The organism is Pseudonocardia sp. HH130629-09, from assembly GCF_001294645.1.
Classification (GTDB): Bacteria; Actinomycetota; Actinomycetes; order Mycobacteriales; family Pseudonocardiaceae; genus Pseudonocardia.
Map to the genome: position 1 here is coordinate 3611156 of NZ_CP011868.1, position 22517 is coordinate 3633672.

Annotated in this window: 22 protein-coding genes and 4 pseudogenes; 12 read left to right on the forward strand and 14 right to left on the reverse strand. The window is 73.3% G+C overall.

Going from position 1 to position 22517, the window contains the following annotated elements; translation table 11 throughout:
* Nucleotides 1–136: 136 nt before the first annotated feature.
* Nucleotides 137–784: pseudogene (locus XF36_RS35665) on the forward strand (glycoside hydrolase family 3 protein); the annotation flags it as partial.
* A 137-nt stretch (nt 785–921) separates the two neighbouring features.
* Nucleotides 922–2256: pseudogene (locus XF36_RS35670) on the forward strand (glycoside hydrolase family 3 protein); the annotation flags it as partial.
* Between the two features lie 75 nt (nt 2257–2331).
* On the opposite strand, the gene XF36_RS16480 reads toward XF36_RS35670, so the two are convergent.
* From XF36_RS16480 to XF36_RS16490, 3 genes are read right to left on the reverse strand one after another with little or no spacing between them, the layout of a single operon-like run.
* A complete protein-coding gene (locus XF36_RS16480; RefSeq protein ID WP_060712676.1) occupies nt 2332–3888 on the reverse strand; it encodes a GMC family oxidoreductase in 1557 nt (518 codons plus the stop codon).
* Nucleotides 3885–5441: an APC family permease gene (locus XF36_RS16485; RefSeq protein ID WP_060712677.1), complete on the reverse strand. Its 1557-nt coding sequence runs from the start codon at nt 5439–5441 to the stop codon at nt 3885–3887. Before XF36_RS16485 ends, XF36_RS16480 begins: the two co-directional genes overlap by 4 nt.
* 42 nt (nt 5442–5483) lie before the next feature.
* Nucleotides 5484–6953, reverse strand: a complete 1470-nt coding sequence (locus XF36_RS16490; protein WP_060712678.1) for an aldehyde dehydrogenase family protein — start codon at nt 6951–6953, stop codon at nt 5484–5486.
* A gap of 126 nt (nt 6954–7079) precedes the next feature.
* Here XF36_RS16490 and XF36_RS16495 point away from each other — a divergent pair, with 126 nt between their 5' ends.
* Nucleotides 7080–7841 carry an IclR family transcriptional regulator gene (locus XF36_RS16495; protein WP_193393974.1) on the forward strand — a complete coding sequence of 254 codons (762 nt, stop codon included), beginning with the start codon at nt 7080–7082 and terminating at the stop codon, nt 7839–7841.
* Nucleotides 7842–7869: 28 nt separating this feature from the next.
* On the opposite strand, the gene XF36_RS16500 is transcribed toward XF36_RS16495, so the two are convergent.
* Nucleotides 7870–8334 carry an SRPBCC family protein gene (locus XF36_RS16500; RefSeq protein WP_060712679.1) on the reverse strand — a complete coding sequence of 155 codons (465 nt, stop codon included), beginning with the start codon at nt 8332–8334 and terminating at the stop codon, nt 7870–7872.
* Between the two features lie 280 nt (nt 8335–8614).
* Here XF36_RS16500 and XF36_RS16505 point away from each other — a divergent pair, with 280 nt between their 5' ends.
* From XF36_RS16505 to XF36_RS16515, 4 genes are all read left to right on the forward strand, one after another.
* The gene (locus tag XF36_RS16505) at nt 8615–8896 is read left to right on the forward strand and encodes a hypothetical protein (RefSeq protein ID WP_145981392.1); all 282 of its coding nucleotides are present in this window, start codon (nt 8615–8617) and stop codon (nt 8894–8896) included.
* On the forward strand, nt 8893–9723 hold the full coding sequence (locus tag XF36_RS34985; protein WP_304437840.1) for a hypothetical protein: 831 nt from the start codon (nt 8893–8895) through the stop codon (nt 9721–9723). The genes XF36_RS16505 and XF36_RS34985 overlap by 4 nt, the downstream gene beginning before the upstream one ends.
* Nucleotides 9724–9805: 82 nt before the next feature.
* Nucleotides 9806–10504 carry an alpha/beta hydrolase gene (locus XF36_RS16510; protein WP_304437856.1) on the forward strand — a complete coding sequence of 233 codons (699 nt, stop codon included), beginning with the start codon at nt 9806–9808 and terminating at the stop codon, nt 10502–10504.
* A 161-nt stretch (nt 10505–10665) separates the two neighbouring features.
* Complete coding sequence (locus XF36_RS16515) at nt 10666–11313, forward strand: TetR/AcrR family transcriptional regulator (protein ID WP_060712682.1); 648 nt, start codon at nt 10666–10668, stop codon at nt 11311–11313.
* A gap of 67 nt (nt 11314–11380) precedes the next feature.
* On the opposite strand, the gene XF36_RS16520 is transcribed toward XF36_RS16515, so the two are convergent.
* From XF36_RS16520 to XF36_RS16535, 4 genes are all read right to left on the reverse strand, one after another.
* Nucleotides 11381–11584 carry a cold-shock protein gene (locus tag XF36_RS16520; RefSeq protein ID WP_020624259.1) on the reverse strand — a complete coding sequence of 68 codons (204 nt, stop codon included), beginning with the start codon at nt 11582–11584 and terminating at the stop codon, nt 11381–11383.
* Nucleotides 11585–11729: 145 nt separating this feature from the next.
* Nucleotides 11730–12137, reverse strand: coding sequence for a DoxX family protein (locus tag XF36_RS16525; protein WP_060712683.1), 408 nt, complete (start codon nt 12135–12137; stop codon nt 11730–11732).
* Between the two features lie 61 nt (nt 12138–12198).
* Nucleotides 12199–13455 carry an alpha-hydroxy-acid oxidizing protein gene (locus XF36_RS16530; RefSeq protein WP_060712684.1) on the reverse strand — a complete coding sequence of 419 codons (1257 nt, stop codon included), beginning with the start codon at nt 13453–13455 and terminating at the stop codon, nt 12199–12201.
* A gap of 103 nt (nt 13456–13558) precedes the next feature.
* Complete coding sequence (locus XF36_RS16535) at nt 13559–14317, reverse strand: SDR family oxidoreductase (RefSeq protein WP_060714761.1); 759 nt, start codon at nt 14315–14317, stop codon at nt 13559–13561.
* Between the two features lie 102 nt (nt 14318–14419).
* Between XF36_RS16535 and XF36_RS16540 the strand changes: the two genes are divergently transcribed.
* Nucleotides 14420–15262 carry a helix-turn-helix transcriptional regulator gene (locus tag XF36_RS16540; protein ID WP_060712685.1) on the forward strand — a complete coding sequence of 281 codons (843 nt, stop codon included), beginning with the start codon at nt 14420–14422 and terminating at the stop codon, nt 15260–15262.
* Nucleotides 15263–15276: 14 nt separating this feature from the next.
* Here XF36_RS16540 and XF36_RS16545 read toward each other — a convergent pair whose 3' ends face one another.
* Complete coding sequence (locus XF36_RS16545) at nt 15277–16488, reverse strand: cytochrome P450 family protein (RefSeq protein ID WP_060712686.1); 1212 nt, start codon at nt 16486–16488, stop codon at nt 15277–15279.
* Nucleotides 16489–16559: 71 nt separating this feature from the next.
* On the opposite strand from XF36_RS16545, the gene XF36_RS16550 reads away from it, so the two are divergent.
* Both XF36_RS16550 and XF36_RS16555 read left to right on the forward strand, forming a co-directional pair.
* Nucleotides 16560–17162, forward strand: coding sequence for a TetR/AcrR family transcriptional regulator (locus tag XF36_RS16550; RefSeq protein ID WP_060712687.1), 603 nt, complete (start codon nt 16560–16562; stop codon nt 17160–17162).
* Nucleotides 17163–17196: 34 nt separating this feature from the next.
* Entirely contained in the window at nt 17197–17622 is a 426-nt protein-coding gene (locus XF36_RS16555) for a PPOX class F420-dependent oxidoreductase (RefSeq protein WP_060712688.1), read from the forward strand.
* Between the two features lie 84 nt (nt 17623–17706).
* On the opposite strand, the gene XF36_RS16560 is transcribed toward XF36_RS16555, so the two are convergent.
* Together XF36_RS16560 and XF36_RS16565 are read right to left on the reverse strand one after the other, a co-directional pair.
* Nucleotides 17707–18357: an SRPBCC family protein gene (locus XF36_RS16560; protein WP_060712689.1), complete on the reverse strand. Its 651-nt coding sequence runs from the start codon at nt 18355–18357 to the stop codon at nt 17707–17709.
* Nucleotides 18354–18937: pseudogene (locus XF36_RS16565) on the reverse strand (ArsR/SmtB family transcription factor). The gene XF36_RS16560 and the pseudogene XF36_RS16565 overlap by 4 nt, the downstream one beginning before the upstream one ends.
* A 327-nt stretch (nt 18938–19264) precedes the next feature.
* On the opposite strand from XF36_RS16565, the gene XF36_RS30530 reads away from it, so the two are divergent.
* Nucleotides 19265–19375, forward strand: a complete 111-nt coding sequence (locus XF36_RS30530) for a VOC family protein (RefSeq protein WP_238588915.1) — start codon at nt 19265–19267, stop codon at nt 19373–19375.
* On the opposite strand, the gene XF36_RS35675 is transcribed toward XF36_RS30530, so the two are convergent.
* The 3 genes and pseudogenes from XF36_RS35675 to XF36_RS16575 all read right to left on the reverse strand — a co-directional run bounded on the left by XF36_RS35675 (nt 19359) and on the right by XF36_RS16575 (nt 21318).
* Nucleotides 19359–19754, reverse strand: a complete 396-nt coding sequence (locus XF36_RS35675) for a transposase (protein ID WP_414706247.1) — start codon at nt 19752–19754, stop codon at nt 19359–19361. The two genes, XF36_RS30530 and XF36_RS35675, sit on opposite strands and share 17 nt — an antisense overlap.
* Nucleotides 19667–20224: pseudogene (locus XF36_RS16570) on the reverse strand (IS5 family transposase); the annotation flags it as partial. The pseudogene XF36_RS16570 and the gene XF36_RS35675, both read right to left, overlap by 88 nt.
* 209 nt (nt 20225–20433) lie before the next feature.
* Complete coding sequence (locus XF36_RS16575) at nt 20434–21318, reverse strand: LLM class flavin-dependent oxidoreductase (protein WP_060712690.1); 885 nt, start codon at nt 21316–21318, stop codon at nt 20434–20436.
* Nucleotides 21319–21685: 367 nt separating this feature from the next.
* Between XF36_RS16575 and XF36_RS16580 the strand changes: the two genes are divergently transcribed.
* A complete protein-coding gene (locus tag XF36_RS16580; protein ID WP_060712691.1) occupies nt 21686–22468 on the forward strand; it encodes an IS5/IS1182 family transposase in 783 nt (260 codons plus the stop codon).
* Nucleotides 22469–22517 lie beyond the last annotated feature (49 nt).

Here is a 22517-nt window from a genome sequence, read left to right on the forward strand (position 1 = left end):
CGACCCCATGGCGACCGTCGACGAGGAACTGTTGACCACGCTCATCGCGCGGCTCGACCTGGACGCGAAGGTCCGGCTGCTGACCGGGGCCGACTTCTGGTCCACCCCGGCGGAGCCCGCGATCGGGCTGCGCCGGATGGTGCTGTCCGACGGTCCGTCGGGCGTGCGTGGGGACAGTTTCGACGAGCGGTCCCCGTCGCTGTCGCTGCCGTCGTCGACGGCGCTGGGGGCGACCTGGGACCCGGAGCTCGCCCGCCGCTACGGCTCGACCCTGGGCGCCGAGGCCCGCCGGCAGCACGCCGACGTCGTCCTCGGGCCGACGATCAACCTGCACCGCACCCCGTTCGGCTGCCGCCACTTCGAGGCGCTGTCGGAGGACCCGCTGCTGACCGGCGAGCTCGCCGCCGCGTACGTGGAGGGGCTGCAGGCGCACGGGGTCGCCGCGACGCCGAAGCACTACGTCGCCAACGATGCCGAGTCCGAGCGCTTCACCGTGTACAACGCCGTCGGCGAGCGGGCGCTGCACGAGCTGTACCTGGCCGCGTTCGAACCGGCCGTCACCCGGGGCGGGGCCTGGGCGGTCATGTCGGCCTACAACGCGGTCAACGGGGCGACGATGAGCGAGAACCCGCTGCTCGCCGAGCCGCTCACCGGCGAGTGGGGCTTCGACGGGCTCGTCATGTCGGACTGGGGCGCAGTGCGCACCACCGTCGCGTCGGCGCGCGCCGAGCAGCACCTGGTGATGCCCGGCCCGGTGAGCACCTGGGGCGAGCGGCTGGTGGCGGCGGTGCGCGGCGGCGAGGTCGACGAGTCCGTCGTGGACGGCAAGCTGCGCCGGCTGCTGCGCCTGGCCGCCCGGGTCGGTGCGCTCGCCGGGGCACCGGCCCCGCCCCCCGTCCCGCCCCCGGGGACGGCGCCGCCGTGGCCCGCGAGCTCGCGGCCGCGGGCAGTGTCCTGGTCCGCAACACCGGCGAGCTGCCGTGGGACGCCTCGGCGCTCGGGACGGTCGCGGTCCTCGGGCACAACGCCGCGCTGGCCCGCACCCAGGGCGGCGGGAGCGCCACGGTCCGGCCCGCCGCGGTCGTCACGCCGCTCGACGGGCTGTGCGCGGCACTCGGCGGGGACCGCGTGCGGTACCGGCTGGGCGCGCAGGTCGCCGAGGGGGTGCAGCCGTTCGACCCGGCGACGGTCACCGACCCGGTGACCGGGGAGCCCGGCCTCCGCGCGGTGTTCCGCGCCGCGGACGGCACCGCGCTGCGCAGCGAGCACCGGCTCGGGGCCTCGCTGATCTGGATGGGCGGAGAGATCCCCGGCGGCGCCGAGACCGTCGAGGTGTCGACGCGGTGGTCACCCGCGCCCGGGACGCACCGGATCGGCGCCGCCGCCGTCGGGCACGTGACGGTGAGCGCCGACGGCGCGACCGTGCTCGACACCGAGGCCGTCCTGACCGGCGACGAGGGGCCGGGCGCGGTGATCTTCGAGGCGCTTTCGGTGACCGCGGAGATCACCACCGACGCGCCCGTCGACCTGGTGTTCCGGTTCCGTCCCTCCGGCGGTGAGGCCGGGATGGCGCTGTTCGCGCTGACCGTCGGGACCGAGACCGTCGTCGCCGACCCTCGGGCCGAGGTGGCGGCGGCGGACTGCGACGTCGCCGTCGTGGTCGTCGGGACGAACGACCGGATCGAGAGCGAGGGCTTCGACCGCACCTCGCTCGCGCTGCCCGGCCACCAGGACGACCTGGTCCGGGCGGTCACCGCGGCCAACCCGCGCACCGTGGTGGTAGTCAACTCCGGGGCTCCGGTGCTGCTGCCCTGGCGCGACGAGGTGGCCGCGGTGCTGCTCGGCTGGTTCGGCGGCGAGCGGTTCGGCGACGCCGTCGCCGACGTGCTGCTCGGGCACGCCGAGCCGGGCGGGCGGCTGCCGACCACGTGGCCCGCCACCGGCGAGGAGCGCTCGGTGCTGTCCGGGCGCCCGACCGACGGCGTCCTGCGCTACGACGAGGGCGTCCACCTCGGGCATCGCAACTGGCTGCGCCACGGCGAGACGCCAGCGTACCCGTTCGGGCACGGGCTGGGCTACACCACCTGGACCCTCGACGACGCCGTCGCCGGGCCCTGGTCGGCCGACGGCGTCGCGGTGACGGTCACCCTGACCAACACCGGCGACCGGGCGGGCCGCCAGGTCGTGCAGGCCTATCTGTCCCGGACCGGCTCCGACGTCGAACGCCCCGCCCGCTGGCTGGCCGGCTGGGCCGTCGTCGACGCCGCCCCCGGCACGACGACGGCCACCGTGACGGTGTCGCGGCGCGCGTTCCGCCACCGCGCGGGCGGGTCAGCCGTGCGTCGCCCGGAGCAGGTCCGAGCACTTCTCGCCGATCATCATCGTGGTGATGTTCGGGTTGACCACCGGCAGGAACGGCATCGCCGACGCGTCGGCGACCCGCAGCCCCTGCACGCCGCGGACCCGCAGCTGCGGGTCCAGGGCGGCGTCCGGGTCGCCGTCGGCGCCCATCCGCGCGGTGCACGCCGGGTGGTACACGGTGTTGTGGGTCTTGGTGATGTAGTCGGCGAGCTCGTCGTCGGTGACGGCGTCCGGTCCCGGCGCCAACTCGGCGGCGATCCACTCCTTCAGCTGCGGCTGCTCGGCGATGCGTCGGGCCAGCCGGACGCCCTCGGTCATCACCCGCATGTCGTGACCCTCGGGGTCGGTGAAGTAGCGCGGGTCGACCCGGGCCCGGTCGCGGAAGTCGCGGGTCCGCAGCCGCACGGTGCCCCGGGACCGGCCGCGGGTGACGTTCGGGGTGAGACAGAACCCGTTGTCGGTGGTCGGGTAGCCCCAGCGCAGCGTGTTCATGTCGAACGGGACCGAGCCGTAGTGCATCATCAGGTCCGGCCGGTCCAGGGCCGGGTCGGTGCGGTGGAACAGCCCGATCTCCCACCACTGGGTGGACTCGGTGACCATCGGCTTCGCGGCGTCCCAGAAGACCAGGCCCTCCACGTGGTCGTCGAGGTTCGACCCGACGCCGGGCAGGTCCGAGCGGACCTCGATGCCGAACTCGCGCAGGTGCTCGCCCGGACCGATGCCGGAGAGCATCAGCAGCTTCGGGGTGTCGATCGCCCCCGCGGAGAGGATCACCTCGCGGTCGGCGTGCGCCGTCTCGCGGCCGGGGCCGATGCCGCGCTGGTACTCCACGCCGGTGGCGCGGGTGCCGTCGAACAGCACCTGCGACGCCCAGCAGTCGGTGCGCACCTCCAGGTTCGGACGCGAGTCCAGGATCGGGTGCAGGTAGGACACCGACGCCGAGGCGCGGGTGCCGTCGGGGAAGGAGTTGATCTGGAAGTACCCGGCGCCGTCGGTCACGGTGTGGCCCTCGTTGAACCGCACCGTCGGCATCCCGACCTGCGCGGCGGCGGCCAGCACGGCGTCGCCGCAGGGGTCCTCCGCGGGGATCTGCATGAGGTTGACCGGGCCGGAGCGGCCGTGGCCGTCCCAGTCGCCGTCGTTGGTCTCCAGGCGCCGGATCAGCGGCCAGCACTCCTCGGCGGACCAGCCGGTCAGGCCGGACGCGGCCCACTCGTCGAGGTCCTCCCGCGGGGTCCAGAAGGCGATGCAGGAGTTGTGCGAGCCGCAGCCGCCGAGCACCTTCGCGCGGGCGTGGCGCATGTGGGAGTTGCCGCGCTCCTGCGGCTCGACCGGGTAGTCCCAGTCGTAGCCGGAGTCGAGCAGCGCCATCCAGTCGGTGAGCCGCAGGATGTTCGGGTCACCGACGTCGGACGGCCCGGCCTCCAGCAGCAGCACCCGCACCGAGGGGTCCTCGGAGAGCCGGGCGGCGAGCGCGCAGCCCGCCGAGCCGCCACCCACCACGACGTAGTCGTACCGGTCGGTCATGCCGTCTCCCCCATGCCCTGCTCGATCTCCTTCGCCCGGTGCTCGGGCAGGCAGCCCAGCCCGTGACGGCCGCGCAGCCGGAACCAGGCCAGCCCGGCCAGCGCGACGACCCCGATGAACAGGAACGCGACGAACCGCAGCCACCCGGTGCCGTAGACCTCCTCGCGGGGCCAGGCCAGGTTGATCGCCATCGCCGCGCCCCACAGCACCGCCAGCACGTTGACCGGCAGGCCGAGGCGCCCCAGGGAGAAGTACCCCTTCTGGCCCTCGTCCGGCCACCGCCCGCGCAGCCGCCGCACCAGCATCGGCACCGTGACCAGCAGGTACGCGATGTAGATCATGATGATCGCCACACTGGTGACCGCGGTGAAGACCTCGGGCACGCCGACGTTCGCGACCAGGATGAGGATCGCGACCACGCCGACGACGATCGCCGGCACCACCGGCGTCTTGTGCTTCGGGTCGATCCGGGCCAGCACCGAGCCCGCGGGCAGCGCGTTGTCCCGGGCCATCGCGAACATCAGCCGGATCGCCGCGGTGTGCACCGCGAGCAGGCAGACGATCACCGCGATGCTGATGATGATCAGGAAGATCCGGCCGATCGTGCCGCCGGCGACCTCCAGGAGCACGAGCTGCCCGCCGCCGTCCTTGCTGCCCAGCCGCGGGTCGGCCAGGTCCGGTGCGGCCAGGATGATGCCGAGCAGGATCAGCCCGCCGAGCACGAACGAGGCGATCACCGCGCGCAGGATCGCCGCCGGGGCGGTGCGCCGCGGGTCGACCGTCTCCTCGCCGAGCGAGCTGGCGGTGTCGAAGCCGTACATGACGTAGGCCGAGGCGAGCGCCGCGACGAGGAACGTGCCGAAGTACCCGCCGCCGCCCGCGGCCGGGGCCGGGGTCTCGAACAGCACCGAGACGGGGTTGCGGATGCTCAGCAGCAGCGCCACGACGATGACGACGGCGGCGATCAGCTCGATGAACACCCCGGTGGAGTTGATCCGTGCCATCAGCTTCACCCCGACGGCGTTGATCACCGTGGTGAGCACGATCAGGATCGCGCCGAGCAGCACGCCGTTGACGGCGGCGTCGCCCGCGTCGGAGGCGTCGCCGACGAGCTGGAAGCCCGACCAGATCTGCGGGAACGTGAGCTGCGCGGCCAGCGCGACCGCCGCCAGGGACACCACCGAGGCGGTGAACATCATCCAGCCGGCGAGCCAGGACACGGTCGGCCCGGCCAGCTGCTTGGACCAGTTGTAGACCGACCCCGCGACCGGGTAGCGCCCGGCCAGCTCGGCGAACGACAGCGCCACCATGAACTGGCCGGCGAACACCATCGGCCAGGACCACCAGTAGGCCGCACCACCGGTGCCGAAGCCGAAGTAGAACAGCTGGAACGTACCGGTCAGGATCGAGATGTAGCTGATCCCGGCCGCGAAGCTGGCGAACTTGCCGATGCTGCGGTCGAGGGTCTGGCTGTAGCCGAACTCGGCGAGACCTCCCCCGTCGCCGTCCGCGTCCGGTGCGGGATCCCGCCGGGCGGGTTCGGGAACGGTCATCCTGGACCTCCTGGGCCGTTTCGTCGCGCCATCATGGCGGTATCAGCGGCCCGAGAACCATCCCTGGGGCTGCGGAGCCGTGTTGGTCCAGACGTGCTTGATCTCCTGGTACTCGGCCAGCCCGGTCGGCCCCAGCTCGCGGCCGTTGCCCGAGCGGCCCATGCCGCCCCACTCCGCGCCCGGGAAGTACGGGTGGAAGTCGTTGATCCAGACGGTCCCGTGGCGCAGGGCGGACGCCACCCGGTGGGCCCGGCCCATGTCGGCGGTGAACACCGCGCCGGCCAGGCCGTACTCGGTGTCGTTGCCGAGCCGGACGGCCTCCTCCTCGGTGCTGAACCGCTCCACGGTCAGCAGCGGGCCGAACGTCTCCTCGCGGATCAGCCGCGATCCCGGCGCCAGGTCGGTGATGACGGTAGGCAGGTAGAAGTAGCCCTTCGCCAGTTCCGGGTCGTCCGGACGGGCACCGCCGCACCGGATGGTGGCCCCCTCGGCGCGTGCCGCGGCGACGAAGTCCTCGATCTTGGCCAGGTGCGCGGCGGAGACCAGCGGACCGACCTCGACACCGTCGGTGAGGCCGTTGCCGAGCCGGATCAGCTGCGCGCGGCGCACCACCTCGTCGACGACGGCGTCGGCGATCGAGTCCTCGATGATCAACCGGGCGCCCGCCGAGCAGACCTGTCCGGAGTGCAGGAACACCGCGAGCATCACGTAGTCGACGGCGAGCTCGAAGTCGGTGTCGACGAACACGATGTTCGGGTTCTTCCCGCCCAGCTCGACGGCGGTGCGCTTCACGGTCTCGGCCGACGCCCGGATGATCTTCTGACCGGTGGACAGCCCGCCGGTGAAGCTGACCATGTCGACGTCGGCGTGCTCGGTGAGCGGGGCGCCCACCGAGGGGCCGTCGCCGAGCACGATGTTGACCACCCCGGCCGGGATCCCGACCTCCTCGCACAGCTCGACCAGCACGATCGAGGTGAGCGGGGTGACCTCGCTGGGCTTGATCACCATCGTGTTGCCGGCGGCGATCGCCGGGGCGACCTTCCAGGACAGCTGCAGCAGCGGGTAGTTCCACGGCGTGATCAGCGCGCACACGCCGACCGGCTCGTGCACGATCCGCGACACGACGGCCGGGTTGCCGGTGTCGACGATCCGGCCGGCGTCCTTGTCGGCGAGCCCGGCGTAGTAGCGGAAGACGGCGGTGACGTCGTCGACGTCCTGGCGGCCCTCGGCGATCGTCTTGCCGGTGTCGAGGGTCTCCGACCGGGCGATCTTCTCCCGGTCCCGGACCAGCAGGTCGGCGATCCGACCGAGGAGCACCCCGCGCTCGCCGGTGGTGGTCCGCCGCCACGGCCCGTCGTCGAAGGCCCGGCGGGCGGCGGCGACCGCACGGTCGACGTCGTCGGGCCCGGCCTGGTCGACCTCGGTGACCGTCGAGGCGTCGTAGGGGTTGACCACCGGGGCGGTCCCGGCGGATCCGGTGGTCCAACTTCCGTCGATGTAGAGGCTCGGCACGGCGCGAGCTTTCACCGGAAACGGGTCGGTGTGCAAACCCGGGCCCGTCGTCCTCGCGCGGGAGATGGTCACGCTTTCCGGTCGCCCCGCGTGGCGACGTGCCGAATGCCGGGTTAGGGTTGCGCCATGGGCAACACGGTGCGCGGACGGGAGCCCGGGGTGCAGTCGGTCGACCGGGCCATCACCCTGCTCACCCTGCTGGCCGACCGGAGCGAGGCGGGGGTCAGCGAGCTCGCCGCCTCGCTCGACGTCCACAAGTCCACCGCCTTCCGGCTGCTCGGCGCGCTGGAGGAGCGCGGGTTGGTCGAGCAGATCGCCGACCGCGGCAAGTACCGCCTCGGGTTCGGGCTGATCCCGCTCGCCGGGCGCGTCGCGGAGCGCCTGGAGGTCACCACCCAGGGCCACCCGGTCTGCGAGACGCTCGCGGATCGACTCGGCGAGACCGTCAACATCGCCATCCCCGACCGCGGGTGGGCGGTGAACGTCGACCAGGCCCGGGGCCCGTCGATGGTCACCACGTTCAACTGGCTCGGCCGGATCACCCCGATGCACAACACCTCCAGCGGCAAGGTGCTGCTGGCCTCGGTCGTCCTCGACGACCCGACGACGATGCCGGACACGGTGCCGGACGAGGACCGCGAGGCGCTCGTCGAGGAGCTGCGCCGGGTCCGCCGGCACGGGTACGCGTGGTCGCTGGAGGAGCTGGAGACCGGGCTCAACGCCGTGGCTGCACCGGTGCTGGACCACGGCGGCGCGGTGGTGGCCGCCCTGTCGGTGTCCGGGCCCGCCTACCGGCTCCCGGCCGAGCGGATCGAGCGGATCACCCCGGAGGTCGTCGCCGCGGGGCGGGAGATCAGCCGTCGCATGGGTTTCTGGCGCGACCGCTGAGCCGCGGGCCTACGGCTGAGCCGCGGGCCTACGGCGGTGGGGCCGGCGCGGACCCCTGCAGGCGTTCCAGCACCGGGGGCAGAGTGCGTTCCAGCTCGTCGCCGTGCCGCTCGAACTCGCGCCGCAGGAACGGCGCCGCCAGCTTCAGCAGCCCCTTGAGCCGCACCCGGGCGTGGAAGCTGACGACGCTGCCCCCACCCTCAACGGGCTCGACGACGATCTCCTCCGTCGCGCTGACCGCCGGGTTCTCCGCGACGAACACGACCCGGCCCGCCGTCAGCTCCCGCAGCGTGTGGTCGAGCTCGCTCTCCCGCCCGCCCCACACCGCCACCGTGCGCCAGGCGGCGCCGACCACGATCGGGCCGCCACCGTCGGAACGGGTGCTGGAACGCACGGTCGGGTCCCAGATCTCGCTGTTCCCGTGGTCGGACAGGTAACGGAACACCGTCTCGGCAGGGCTGCGCACCGTCATCACCCGCTGGACGCCGACCACGACGCTCCTCTCCCCGGCCGGGGCCGACCGGGCCCCGGCCCGCTGCTCCGACCGGCGCAGATGGTCTCACGGCGACCGGTCATGATCGAGAGCACCCACACCGGATTCCCCCGAACGCCCGTGCCGGGGCCGCGCGGCACGCACACTCCTGTCCGACGCGGGCGGGCCGGGCGGGCCCGCCACCGACGACGGAGGTGCCGCGGTGCACGACCGAGACCGACCGGGGACCCGGTGGACGAGCGGGCGGCCCGTGCCCGGTCCGCACCCGTCGTCGGGCGGGGTGGCACGTTCCGACCCGGACGGCCTCGACGCCGCCGCCGCGGCGCTCGACCACATCGCCGACGATCTCGCCGACGACACGATGCTCGTGAGCCCGGCCGCGCCGGTGCCGGGTTTCGCGGCCGGGACGGCGGCCACGGCCTGGGAGGACGCGATGGCGCGGGCGACCCGGGAGCACGCGGAGCACACCGCGTCGACGGCGTCGGCCCTGCGCGCGGCCGCCACCTCCTGGCGCGCCGCCGACGACGACGCCGCGACGGCGTTCGCCGGGCGCGCCTCGTGAGCACCGGGCCCGCCCTGCGCGACCTCGTGACCGCCGACCCCGGCGCGTGGCTGCGTCGCGCCGGTACCTGGGACGGCTTGTCCCGGGCCCTGTCCGAGCGCGCCGCCGAGCTGGAACGCTCCGCACCGCGGTCGTGGACGGGGGCCGACGCCGACGCGGCCGCGCTGGACCGCGCCGAGCAGGTCCGCCGGCTGCGCGACGACGCGGGCACCGCGACCCGGGCCGCGCAGGTGCTGGGCACCCACGCCGGCGAGGTCCTCGACGCCCAGCGCCGGCTCGTGCTCGCCGCGCTGGCGGTGCACCCGCAGTTCGTCGTCGACCTCGAACGCGGCACGCTGTCCGCCGGCGTCGGCGCGCACTGGCTCGGGGTGTGGCAGCTGCCCGCGATGGTCGCGCGCTTCGGGGCGGACCTGGCCCACCTGTCCACCGCGGTGGCCGACGCCGTCGGTGCCGCGACCCGGTCCGACCACACCACGGCCGCCGCGCTCGATGCGCTCCGCCCGGCCCCCGCGGCGGCCCCCCGCCCGGTCGCGCCCGCCGCGCCCCCCCGGTGCGGGCGCCGGCGCCGTGCGGTCCTGGTGGACGGGGCTGCCCGAGGTGCGACGGGAACAGCTGCTGCACACCCGGCCCGACCTCGTCGGTGGGCTGGACGGCGTGCCGGTCGCCGACCGGGACCGGGCGAACCGGGTCCTGCTCGACGCCGAGCTGTCCCGGCTCCTGGCCCGGGCGGCACTGCTCGACCGGGCCGGGGACACCGCGGGCGCGGACCGCGCCCGACGGGCGTCGGCCGGTCTGGAGGCGACCCGCCGACGCCTCGACGCCGGTGACGCGTACCTGCTCCGACTGGAGCGCGGGAGCACCGGCGGGCGGCTCGTTCTCGCCGTCGGCGACCCGGAACACGCCGCGCACGTGCTCACCCACGTCCCGGGGACGACCGCGGGCTGGGACGGGGTGCCCGGTGACCTGGCCCGGGTCGAGGCGACCCGCGCCGCCGCACGGGCGGCCGCGACGGACGGCACCGTCGCCGCGGTGCTGTGGACCGGCTACGACGCGCCACCCGACCTGGTCGCGGCGGCGGACCCGGGGGCCGCCCGCGCCGCAGCGGGAGACCTGCGCTCCTTCCAGGACGGTCTGCGGGCCGGGCACGCGGGCCCGGTGCACCTGACCGTCGTCGGGCACTCCTACGGCTCGACGGTGGTCGGGAACTCCGCCCGGGGCGGCGGCCTGGCCGCCGACGACGTGGTGTTCGTCGGCAGCCCCGGGACCGGCGCGGGACACGCCTCCGAGCTCGGCACCGCACCCGGGCACGTCTGGGCGACGACCGCACGGCACGACCCGATCGACCGGGTGCCCGGGGTCGAGGGTTTCGCGACCTCGCGCGGGTTCGCCCCCACCGGGCTCCTGCACGGCCCGAACCCGGCGGCACCGGGGTTCGGCGCCCGGGTGTTCGACTCGGCCCCCGGTTCGGCGCTCCCCCGCACCGACGACCCGGCCACCCCGAACGACGAGTCCGCGTTCGCCGCCGCGCACGGCGGCTATTGGGATCCCGGCTCGCCGAGCCTGCGCACGCTCGGCCGGATCGTCGCCGGAGCGCCCGTTCCTTTGTGACGCTCCGTCACCTTCGACCTGCGTTGCGAGACGACCGCACGTCCGGCCGGCCGAACGACCAGCCGCTCAATGAACCAGTGATGGGGCAGGTCACACGTAGTCGTCAGACCGACCGCGACTAGCCTGTCCCGGACGCGGCCACGGGCAGTAGCATTCGGGCCGTGACCGAGACTGAGAGCAGACCGGCACGGCGCACCGGCCGCCCGCCACTGACCGACCGCGCGACACTGCTGGCCGCTGCGCGCGAGCTCGGCTTCTCCGACCTGACGGTCGGCGCGGTGACCGCGCGGGTCGGGGTGAAGTACTCCACGTTCTACCGCCACTTCCCCAGCCTGGAGGCGCTCGTCGCCGCGCTGGTGGACGACGTGGTGACCGACGGCGTGTTCCCCGCGACCGACGAGGGCCGTTGGCAGGAGCAGATGCTGGCGTTCGCGGCGGCGACGTTCGACGTGATGGCCGAGCACCCGGGCCTCGCGCCCGCGATGGTGCGGCTGCCGGAGTCCCCCGAGGCGTTGCTGTCGGCGTTCCGGCGGCTGACCGACCGGCTGCTGGAGTCGGGCTTCACCGCGGAGGACGCGGTGCTGGGCGCCTCGACCGCCTTCCAGATGGGCATGCAGCCGTGGTTGGCGGCCAACGCCCTCGGCATCGGGGACGCGCGCCGTCGCGACCAGGTGCTGGAGTCGGCCGAGCCGTTCGACGCCCAGGTCCGCTCGGTCTTCCGGGACCGGATCGACGACCCGCCGCGCAGCTGGACCCTGAGCCGCGTGGAGCTGGTCATCGCCGGGCTGGAGACCCGCCTGGCGTCCTGACCCCCGACACGACGACGCCCGGGGTGCTTCGCGTGAGCACCCCGGGCGTCGGCGTCGGATCAGGCGGTCAGGTGGGAACGACCTGGTCCGCCTGCGGACCCTTCTGACCCTGGGTGACCTCGAAGGTCACGGTCTGCCCCTCGTCGAGGCTGCGGTATCCGGAGGACTGGATCGCGCTGAAGTGGACGAACAGGTCCTGCCCGCCTCCGTCCGGCGTGATGAACCCGTACCCCTTCTCCGCGTTGAACCACTTGACGGTTCCCTGTGGCATCCGGATGTCTCCTCGCGTCTTGCCGGTTCCTACGGGGTGGACATTAGCCGTACCGGACCCCGCTGTGCTACAGGCGACGTGCTATCGGGTACCGGCGCGTCGTGTCGGACGTCCCGCTCGCCCGGTTCTCCGGGCCGGCGCCGGCTCACCGGCGCGGGATCAGCCCGCCCGCGTAGAGCGCCCAGGCCACCAGCAACGGCTGCCCGGCCAGCCGCGCGGCCCGCTTGGCGTCGGTGTCGAGGCCGAACCCGTCGACGCGGTTGCGGTACTGGGAGACGTTGCCCGGGAAGATGGCGGTGAAGAACGCCGCGGCCAGACCGCCGACCCGGCGGCGCTCCTTCGGGAGGCCGGCCAGCGCGGCGCCGCGCGCGATCTCGGCGGCGCCCGAGAGCAGCACGACGTCGTCGGTGTCCATCGGGACCCACGGCGGGACCTGGGCACGGAACTCGCGGCGGGCGAAGGTGAGGTGCGAGGTCCCGGCGAACACCAGCATCGCGCCGAGCGCGAGGCGGGCGAGGTCCTGCCGGGTACGGGTCGCCGTCGTACGCGTCATGGTCCGACCGTGCCACGGCGCGGTCGGCCGGGCGCGCCGGACCGCACCGCCGGGTGACCCGTCAGGGACGCCCGCGCAGCTCGATCCCGGCCGGGGTGGTGGCCCCCGCCAGCCCGCAGACCAGGTCGAGCTCGGCGACGACGTTCTGCAGCACCTGCGCGACGCCGCGGGCGTCGTCCAGGGCGAGTCCGTGCACGAACGGGCGCCCCAGCAGCACGGCGCGGGCGCCGAGCCGGACCGCGGTCGCGACGTCGGCCCCGGTCCGTACCCCGGAGTCGAGCAGCACCGGCAGCGCGTCACCGACCGCGTCGACGACACCGGGCAGCGCGTCCAGCGAGGCGACCGCGTGGTCGATCTGGCGGCCGCCGTGGTTGGACACGACGACCCCGTCCACACCGGCGTCGGCGGCCCGGCGGGCGTCGTCGGGGTGCAGGACCCCCTTGAGCAGGATCGGCAGCCGGGTCCGCGAGCGCAGGGTCGCCAGGTCCTCCCAGGACAGCCGCGGTCGCGAGTAGACCCGCAGGAAGGTCTCCACGGCCGCCCGCGGGACGGGCGAGCGCAGGTTGTCCCGGAACCGTCCGGGGGCGTTGCGGGTGATCTCGAGCAGGGTCCGCACGGCCTGCGGGGTGACCTTCGGCGGCGCCCCGGCCGACGGCGCGGCGAGGGTCTCCTCCACCAGGCGGCGGAACACCGGGTCGGAGGTGTACTGGGCGATCCCGATGCCCCGGGCGAAGGGCAGGTGCCCCAGGTCGAGGTCGCGGGGGCGCCAGCCCAGCATCGTGGTGTCGAGGGTGACGACGACGGCGTCGCAGCCGGCGGACTCGGCACGGCTCAGGAAACTGTCGACGAGCTCGTCGGAGGTGGACCAGTACAGCTGGAACCAGGTGGGGCCGCCGACCGCGGCGATCTCCTCCATCGGCGCCCCGGCCTGGTTGGAGATCACCATCGGGACCCCGGCAGCCGCGGCTCCGCGGGCGACGGCGAGGTCGGCCCCGCGCCGGACCAGGTCCAGTGCCCCGATCGGGGCGAGCAGCAGCGGCGCGGGCAGCGTACGGCCGAACAGCTCGACGGTCAGGTCGCGCTCGCCGACGTCGCGCAGCACCCGCGGCACGATCTCCCGACGGGCGAACGCCGCCCGGTTCGCGCGCATCGTGGTCTCGGCGCCCGCGCCGCCGGTGACGTAGGCGTCGGCGCGCCGGCTCATGGCCCGCCGCGCGCGGCGCTCCAGCTCGTCGGGACCGGTCGGGACCCGGGGACGGGCGCCGGAGACGCCGTCGCGGTAGATGCGGTCCTGCCGAGCCCGGCCCGGTGCCGTCATGGCGCCCTCCCCCGTCGTCGCGCGGGTCAGCCTACGGGCCACGCCGACCGCCCGGACGGACGCCGGACCGGGCCGCGTCCGGGGGTAGGGTGCGGTGCGACGGTCAGTGCGGGTCGGCCGCGTTCAGCCGGGCGACGACGTCGGCGTACTCGCCGCGGGCCTCAGCACGGCGCAACGGCAGCACCCGCTCGACGAGGACCTCCCCGCCCGGGGTCGGGGCCTCGAGCAGCGTGAGGACCTCGGCGACGAAGTCGTCGAGCGGCATCGCGATCGGGCTGTCCTGCTGGCCGGGCAGCAGTTCGGTCGCCACCGAGGGCGGCACGATCTCGAGGAGCTCGACGGTCGTGTCGGCGAGCTGCAGGCGCAGCGACTCGGTGAGCATGTGCACCGCGGCCTTGGTGGCGTTGTAGCTGGGCGTCGCGGCGAGCGGGACGAACGCCAGCCCCGACGACACGGTGACCACCGACGCGACCGGCCGTCCCCGCAGGTGCTCCACGAGCGCGCCGATCAGCCGGATCGGGCCGAGCAGGTTGGTGGTGACGACCTGCTCGGCCGAGGCCAGGAACCCCTCCGGGGTGTGCCAGTCCTCGACCCGCATGATCCCGGCCATCGCGACGAGCACGTCGAGGTCGGGGTGCCGGTCGAGGACCTCTCCGACGGCCTTCGTGATGCTCGCCGGGTCGGCGGTGTCGATCTCGACGGCGTCGAGGCCGGGGTGGGCCGCGACGAGCTCGTCGAGCAGGTCGCGGCGCCGGCCGCCGAGGACCACGGTGTTGCCGCGCTCGTGCAGCGCCAGGGCCAGTGCGAGTCCGATGCCGCTCGTCGAGCCGGGGATGAAGACGGTACGTCCGGTGATCTGCATGTCCCCACCGTCGCCGCGCGGCGGACGGGGGCGGCAGAGACCGGTCATCGGGGGATCGCCGGTCCCTGGTTGCCCGGCGGGTGCCCGCGGATACTCGGTGACGTGGACCGTGCAGCCCTGGCCGACTTCCTGCGCCGGCACCGCGCCCGTCTCCGTCCCGGTGACGTCGGGCTCCCCGACGGTGCCCGCCGGCGCACGGCGGGGCTGCGCCGTGAGGAGGTCGCGACGCTCGCGGTCATGTCGACCGACTACTACACGCGGCTGGAGCAGCAGCGCGGGCCGCAGCCCAGCGACCAGATGCTGGCCTCGCTGGCCCGGGCGCTGCGGCTGGGCACCGAGGAGCGCGACTACCTGTTCCGGTGCGCGGGCCGGAACGCGCCGGCGTCGGGCCCGGTGTCCGAGCACGTGGCCCCCGCGCTGCTGCGGGTGCTGGACCGGCTGCACGACAGCCCGGCGCTGATCCTGACCGTGCTCGGCGAGACGCTCGTGCAGAACGAGATGGCCCGGGCGCTGTTCGGCGACCACACCCACCACGCCGGGCTCGCCCGCAGCGAGGTCTTCCGCTGGTTCACCGACCCGGACGCCCGGCGCATGTACCCGCCCGACGACCGGCCCCGCCAGAGCCGCGCGCAGGTCGCCACGCTGCGAGCGGCACTGGCGATGCTCGGGCCCCGGTCGCGGGCCGGCGAGCTGGTGGGGGTGCTGTCGGAGCGCAGCCCCGAGTTCGCCGCCCTGTGGGAGCTGCACGAGGTCGGACGCCGGTTCTCCGACCACAAGACGCTGCTGCACCCGGAGCTCGGCGAGCTGGAGGTGGACTGCCAGGCGCTGTTCACCGAGGACCGGTACCAGGCGCTGCTGGTACTCACCGCGGCGCCGCGCAGCGAGACCGAACGGCGCCTGGAGCTGCTCCGGGTGATCGGCAGCGAGCAGTTCAGCGCGGGCTGATCACCCGGCGCCCGTCACGGGTGCAGGCGTACTGGGAGCGCCGTGAGCGAGTGGATCAGCGTGCTCTGCCGGTGCTGCCCGGGGGCTCCGGCGAGCGTCATGTCCGGGAACCGCGCGAGCAACGTCCGGAACGCGACGTCGGCCTCCAGACGGGCCAGCGGTGCGCCGAGGCAGTGGTGGATGCCGTAGCCGAACGCGAGGTGCCCGGAGGTGTCGCGGTCGGGGTCGAACCGCTGCGGGTCCGGGTAGCGCTCGGGGTCGCGGTTGGCCCCGATCAGCGAGACGAGCACGACCTCGCCGGCCGGGATCGTCACCCCGGAGTACTCGACGGGCTCGTCGGTGAAGCGGATCGTGGCGAGGTTGACCGGGCCGTCGTACCGGAGGAACTCCTCGACCGCCTGCGGCACCCGGTCGGGGTCGGCACGCAGCCGGGCGTGCTGGTCGGGGTCGCGCAGCAGTGCCAGCACACCGTTGCCGATGAGGTTGACCGTGGTCTCGTGCCCGGCGACCAGCAGCAGGAACGCCATCGCGGTGACCTCGGTGGGGCTGAGCGAGTCGCCGTCCTCCGAGGCGCGGACGATCTCGGACAGCATGTCGTCGCCGGGGTGGGCGGACTTCTCGGCGACGAGCGCGGACAGGAACTGCGCCATCGACGCGGCGGCTGCGCCACGCTCCTCGTCGGGCCCGCTGGAGAGCAGTACGTTCGACCAGTGTCGGAAGTCGTCGCGGCGGTCCCCCGGGACACCGAGGATCTCCGAGATGACGGTCATGGGCAGCGGGAAGGCGAAGTGGTCCAGCAGGTCGAGCTCGGGGCCCGCCTGCTCGGCGGCGTCGGCGAGCTCGGTGGCGATCTGCTCGATCCGCGGCCGCAGCCGGGCGATCGCCCGGACGGTGAACGCCCGTCCGACGAGCTTGCGCAGCCGGGTGTGGTCCGGCGGGTCGGCGTTGAGCATGTGCGCGACGAGGGAGTCGGCGAACTGGCGGATCGAGGTCGCGCCCTGGCGCTGCAGCACCTCCGGCAGCCGGCGGGAGTCCTTCTGCAGCCGCGGGTCGTTGAGCGCGGCACGGGCGTCGGCGTAGCGGGTGATCATCCAGAAGGTCAGCCCGTTCGGGCCGGTCGCGCGGACGACCGGGTTCTCGTCGCGCAACCGGCGGTAGAGCTCGTCGGGATCGTCGAAGAAGTCCTGGTCCAGCCGTACCGGCCGGGTGTCGTGGTCGATCGTCATCGTCCGCTCCTCGCACTGGGTGTCCTCGACACTCGCCAGGATTGCACTCATCGTGCAAAACTGCACGCGTGATGAAACGGACGGAGCGGCCGTCGGCCCGCGAGCGGAACCGGCAGTCCATCCTGGACGCCGCGCAGGCCGTGCTGCACGAGAACCCGGACGCCTCGCTCGACGAGGTCGCGGCCCGCGCCGGGGTCGTGCGGCGCACCCTCTACGGCCACTTCACCAGCCGTCACGACCTCGTGGTCGCACTCGTCCGGGCGGCGTCGGCAGACTTCGTCGAGAAGGTCGGCGAGGTCGACCCCGACGCGGCCGACCCGGCCGTCGAGCTCGCGGCCACCCTCCTGCGCACCTGGAGCACGTCGCGGCGCTACGGCCCGGTCATCGCGCTGGCCCGCCGGACCGCCGACGACGAGGTCCGCGCCGCGATGGGCCCGTTCCACACGATCATGGTCCGGCTGCTGGAGAACGGGCAGCGATCCGGCGTGTTCTCCCGGCACGCCGCGGCCCCGGTGCTGGCCGAGGTGCTACAGGCCGGCTCCCTGGCCTACATGCGCGGCGCACAGGAGGGGCGGTGGGACGGCGACGAGACCGACGTCGCCCTCGGGCACCTGCTGACCCTCGGGATGCCGGAGGCCGACGCGCGGGCCGCGGTCGCGCGAGCCACGTCTTGACCTGAAGCACCGTTCAGGTCCTAGCGTCGCCGTCATGTTCACCGACGAGGAGATCGCCTACCTGCGCAGTCAGTGGATCGGGCGGCTCGCCACCGCCCAGCCGGACGGGACGCTGCAGGCCAGCCCGGTGGGTTTCGGTGTTAACACGACGCTGGGCACCATCGACATCGGCGGCCATGGGATGGAGCACAGCCGCAAGTTCCGCAACGTCGCCGCGAACGGGCAGGTCGCCTTCGTCGTCGACGACGTTCTGTCGACCGACCCGTGGCGGGTGCGGTTCGTCGAGATCCGGGGACGGGGCGAGGCGCTGACCGAGCCGGCGGACTCCGCGGGGCAGTCGATGGGGTCGAGTGCGATCATCCGGATCCACCCGGCGCGGATCCTCACCCTCGCGCTGTCACCCGAGGAGCAGCAGGTGGATCCGCACGAGGCGGGGATCCGGGCGCGCGACGTGGGGTGAGACCGGCCACGGCATCGCCTCGATGTCGCCGCGGTGGAACGCGAGGGACGTGGCCGGGTAACGCGTCGTCGACGGCGCGGCACCTCACCGCTGCGCCACCCTCTCGAGCCAGCGACTCCAGGTGGCGGCGAGGGACTGCCGGTCGGCCTGCCCGGTCTCGTGGTGTCCGACCGCGATCCCCATCCCGATCGAGGAGCGCTCATGGAAGCGCACCAGGGCCGTGTCGGTACGGATCCCGAGGTAGTTGCCCGTACGGATGTCGACGACCCCGGGACCGACGGGTGTCTCGACCCGGTCGCCCTCGTGCGGGTCGCGCAGCGCCGCGAGCACGCCGGGCCAGACGTCCGGGCTCAGTGGCGCCTCCGCCTCGGCGTAGACCGCGGGTCGGCCGGGGAAGTGGCGGAGATACTCGGCCAGGGTGAACAGGTAGAGGTCCCACCCGAGGCCGGTCGTGGTCTCCCACTCGTCGCCCCAGTCCTCCTCCCGGATCCCGCTGTGGACGAAGCGCAGGACCGTGCTGCCACCGCTCGTCGCCTCGATGAGGTACTCGATGGCCTGGGTACCGAAGCGCTGCTCCAGACGGCGCGGGGGGTCCTCGACGACATCTACCCCGTCGTCAGGGGCGTCCTCGACGGTCATGAACCAGCCGGCCTGCCCCTCGGGGGTGGCAATCGCCCGCCAGACCTCCTCGGGACCGACGGGCAGGGCGACCTCGCGGCGGATCTCGAACGTCACGTCTCCTCCTCCTTGGGGGAAAGGCTCGGGTGCAGGGCTACGACCAGGCGGTGGGGCCTGCCCCGGTCGGAGTGGTAACGCGCAGCGAGAGCGCGGGTGACCTCGCCCAGCTCGCGCGTGAACGCCGCCCGGTCCGCCGCGGTGGCGAAGGCGAGCTCCCCGTCGATCGCGAATGTCGCGACCCGCCGTCCGCGTGCCCCGGTGACGAGCTGGCCGACCTCGCGCAGCAGCCGGTCGGCCAGCGCGAGGAGCCACTGGACCGACAGGGTGTCCGGTGACCGGTCCGGGTCCGGCGCGAGGAGCACCCACGCCCGGGGTGAGATCACGAACGCGTCCGCCGAGGCACGCAGGACGCGCTCGGTCATGTGCCCCTGCGCCACTCCTCGACCAGCTCGACGAGGCCGTGGGCCTCCAGTGCGCGCAGGTGGTAGTTCACCTTCTGCCGGCTCATCTCCATCACCGGGGCCAGCGACGTGGCCGACCCGGGTTCCCGCAGCAGCCCGAGCAGCCGGGCACGCACCGGATCGAGGGCGATCGCGGCGGCAGCGGGATCCTCGATCACGGTCGTCCTGTACGGCACGGCGACGATCCTCCAACCGAAAGGCGAGCTTGTCAAGGAAGCGATGTCTTTCGGCGGATGGTGGCTCGGCACACCGCGACTCCCGGGCGCGCGCCGCGAGCCCTCGACGACTCCCGCACTGCCCGGGGTCACGCTCGGCGGCCCGGACCAGCCGGCCCGGACAGACCGCGACGGCCGGCCGCGGGCCCCCTGCGGACCGCACGCCGCAGAAAGGCTGCGGCCAGACGACGCCGCACCGGCCCCGAGCGCGCAGACGGATCGGCCCCGGATCCCGCTGACAGGACTTCGGGTCAGTTCTCTCGGATCCTTCAACTCACCACGATCATCGTGGACGACTACGACGAGGCGATCGACTTCTTCACCCACGCGCTGGGATTCGAGTTGGTCGAGGACTCCCCCGCTCAGAGCGTGTTTGAGAAGATCATGTCGCAGGGGTGAGTACATACCTCTGCTGGCGTCGGGCGGGTTCGCCGCGGGCGATGCGTCGGGTGATGGTGTTGATCGCGGCCCAGCGGATCATGGCCTCTGCGGTGGTGGGGTGGCGTTCGTAGTCGCGGGCCAGGCGTCGGTGTGCGGTGAGCCAGGCCAGGGTCCGTTCGACCACCCAGCGCCGCGGGAGGACGGCGAATCCGCGCTGCTCAGGCGGCTTGCCGACGACCTCGACCGTCGTCTGCAGGATCGTAGTCGCCCAGTCGCCCAGTCGAGCAGGCGTCCGGCGAACCCGGCGTCGGCGTAGACGAACCGCACCCGGGTGCGCAGGTAGAGGTCGAGCAGGATCGGTTTGGCGCCGTCGCGGTCCTGCACCGACGCCGAGCACACCATGGTGGTGAGCAGCAGGCCGAGGGTGTCGGTCACGATGAACCGCTTCCGACCGTTGACCTTCTTCCCGGCGTCATAGCCGCGGGTGTCCTGTCCGACGGTGTCGGCGCCTTTGACGGACTGGGAGTCGATGATCCCCGCGCTGGGCTCGGGGTCCCCGCCTTCCTCGGCACCCAGCTGGCCACGTACGACCGGGAGGATCTGCTCGGTGGCCTTCTGCTGTTCCCACCGGTTGAAGTACCAGTAGACCGTCTGCCACGGCGGGAAGTCCGCTGGCAGGGCCCTCCAGGAGCAGCCCGCGCGTACGACGTAGAGGATCGCGTCGACCACGTCGCGGCGCGGGTGCTTCTCCGGTCTGCCGCCGGCCCCCACGGCGGGAAGCAGCGGTTCGATCAGCACCCACTGGGCGTCGCTGGTGTCCGAGGGATACCGCCGCTTACGCCGAGCCACTCCTCCACGATGGACCACGTCGAGGTCCGCACCACGCAGACACGCCGACCCTTCTCAAACACACTCTAAGATCCACAACTGGAAGAGGGCTCTCCGAGATATTCGCCGAACTCGTCGAGATGGATGCTTCAACCGCCTGAACTCGCCACCTACTACCGCGATCACGCCCCGCAGCAGCATGCTGAACGGGCAGAACCCAGCCTCCACTAGAACCCGGGGCGGTTCAATCAGTTGGCCATGTGCGGAGTCAAGGCGTCGCGCACCACTGCCACCGATGCGGGATCAGGGTCGTTGAGGGTCAGCACGACGCCGTCGGCCCCAGATTCGGCCGACTCGGTCACCAGGTCCCGTAGGGCCGACGGGGTGGTGACGGTCATGGCCATGGCCATGTCGCGGAACTCCGGTCCGAAGTCGGCGTAGTAGTCGCCGACGGCGTCGACGCCGGTTCCCGGTCCGGAGGACGTGAGAGCGACAGTGGCCGAGACCAGGCATTGCGGAGAATCGCTGCGGCCCGCGTCGGTGAACGCCGCGCGCAACCGCCCGGTGAAGGCCGCGAAGCCGGCCGGGTCCCCGGCGCTGCCGATCCAGCCGACACCGTGGCGCGTCACCCGGCGCACCGTCGCCTCGACCTCGCCCCCGAACAGCAGCGGCGGGCCACCCGGGGTGACCGGCGCAGGCCCAAGAGCCCCCGACACCCCCTCCGACGCCCTGGCCCAAGTTGCCCTGACCTCGTTCAGCCAGGCGTCCAGAGCCTTACCTCGCCGGGTGAACCGTGTCGGACTGCCAGCGTAGTCGGCCTCCCGCGCGCCGGGGGCCAGGCCCAGTCGTAGCCGCCCTTGGCCGGCGATCCGGTCGACAGTCGCAGCCGCGGTGGCGAACAGTCCGGCATGAGTGTGCACGGGGGCCAGCAGCACGCTCGAGAGCAGTCCGATCCGCGTGGTTGCCGCGGCGGCCGCGGCCAAGGCGGTCAGCGGCTCGGGGGTCGACCACGACGGGCGGTCGCCGACCGCGAGCGTGGGGAACTCACAGTCCTCGACCGCTCGCGCCCACTGCGGAATGTGGGCCGGGTCGAACGAAGGGACGTGGCCGGGCAGAGCGATCGCGATGTCCACGGCATCATGATTGATCCTCAAGTCCGGTTGAGGTCATCCCACTTCGACCGTGATTTGGGTCACTACTCTGTGCGACGTACGTGCCGGTGGCGGCTGATCCACTGTCCTGAGGCCCGGGCGCCTCTTGTGACCCGTCCAATGCCACGGTGTCGCCCGCGGGGAGGGCGCGCAGAAGCCGAAGCACCGCTGCAGCAGTGACCAGCAGAATGACCGCAGCCACTACCGAGACTGTCACCTGGGCAGTGAACCCTTTCCAACCTGGCGGTCAGGCAGGTTGGTCGTGTCCGGCGTGGCGGCCCGGAAACTAGAAGAGCTCCTGGTAGACGAGTGATTGTCTAGATCAACTCGTTGCCCACCAGGAGCTCCGGTGCTTTCCTACCCGTCCGCGCTGTCGGTGTCCACTCGCGCGCTGATCACCTTGACCAACGCCCTTCAGCGCAGCCGCAACCAGCGCGGTACTCGCTGGCGGCGCCTCCCGATCGGTCGTCACGCCCTGCTCGCCCTGGCGCACCTGCGCAAGGGCGAGACCTACCCCGACCTCGCCGCTGGTTTCGGGGTCGGCACCACCACGGCGTTCCGCTACATCCGCGAAGCGATCGACGTCCTCGCCGCCGCGGCACCGAACCTGACCGAGGCGATCGCGGTCGCGCGGCGGAAGGCGTTCGTGATCCTCGACGGCACCTTGCTGCGGATCGACCGGGTCGCCATGGCCTCGGGGTGCGACCGCCCGTACTACTCGGGGAAGTGGAAGTGCCACGGCATGAACGTGCAGGTCATCAGCGACCCGGCCGGTCGTCTGGTCTGGGCGGCGCCGGCGTTGCCCGGTGCGCGGCATGACATGGGTGCCGCCCGCGAACACGGGATCATCGACGCCCTCACCGTCGCCGGGGTGCAGGTGGTCGCCGACAGCGGATACCGCGGTGCCGGTGCGATGTTCCGCCTCCCACAGCGACGCCGACCCGCCGATCGCGACACCGGCGAGCGCCGACGGCCCTCACCGAGTCAGCGGGAGATCAACGCCGCCCACGCAGCGCAACGCGGCCCCGGTGAACGCGCGAACGCGATGCTCAAGAGCTGGAAGATCCGGTGCTGCCCGCAGCGGACCACCGCGCTGGTCAACGCGATCCAGACCCTCATCCTCGCTGGCTGACGCCAAGTGGAAAGAGTTCACTGGCGAGGTGTTCAACCTGTGCGAGGCG

Bases quoted from the DNA above. Each gene is read 5' to 3' on its own strand.
- XF36_RS16480 (WP_060712676.1), bottom strand. From the start codon at position 3,888: ATGACCGACCGGTACGACTACGTCGTGGTGGGTGGCGGCTCGGCGGGC.
- XF36_RS16485 (WP_060712677.1), bottom strand. From the start codon at position 5,441: ATGACCGTTCCCGAACCCGCCCGGCGGGATCCCGCACCGGACGCGGAC.
- XF36_RS16495 (WP_193393974.1), top strand. From the start codon at position 7,080: ATGGGCAACACGGTGCGCGGACGGGAGCCCGGGGTGCAGTCGGTCGAC.
- XF36_RS16520 (WP_020624259.1), bottom strand. From the start codon at position 11,584: ATGCCACAGGGAACCGTCAAGTGGTTCAACGCGGAGAAGGGGTACGGG.
- XF36_RS16525 (WP_060712683.1), bottom strand. From the start codon at position 12,137: ATGACGCGTACGACGGCGACCCGTACCCGGCAGGACCTCGCCCGCCTC.
- XF36_RS16530 (WP_060712684.1), bottom strand. From the start codon at position 13,455: ATGACGGCACCGGGCCGGGCTCGGCAGGACCGCATCTACCGCGACGGC.
- XF36_RS16535 (WP_060714761.1), bottom strand. From the start codon at position 14,317: ATGCAGATCACCGGACGTACCGTCTTCATCCCCGGCTCGACGAGCGGC.
- XF36_RS16545 (WP_060712686.1), bottom strand. From the start codon at position 16,488: ATGACGATCGACCACGACACCCGGCCGGTACGGCTGGACCAGGACTTC.
- XF36_RS16550 (WP_060712687.1), top strand. From the start codon at position 16,560: ATGAAACGGACGGAGCGGCCGTCGGCCCGCGAGCGGAACCGGCAGTCC.
- XF36_RS16555 (WP_060712688.1), top strand. From the start codon at position 17,197: ATGTTCACCGACGAGGAGATCGCCTACCTGCGCAGTCAGTGGATCGGG.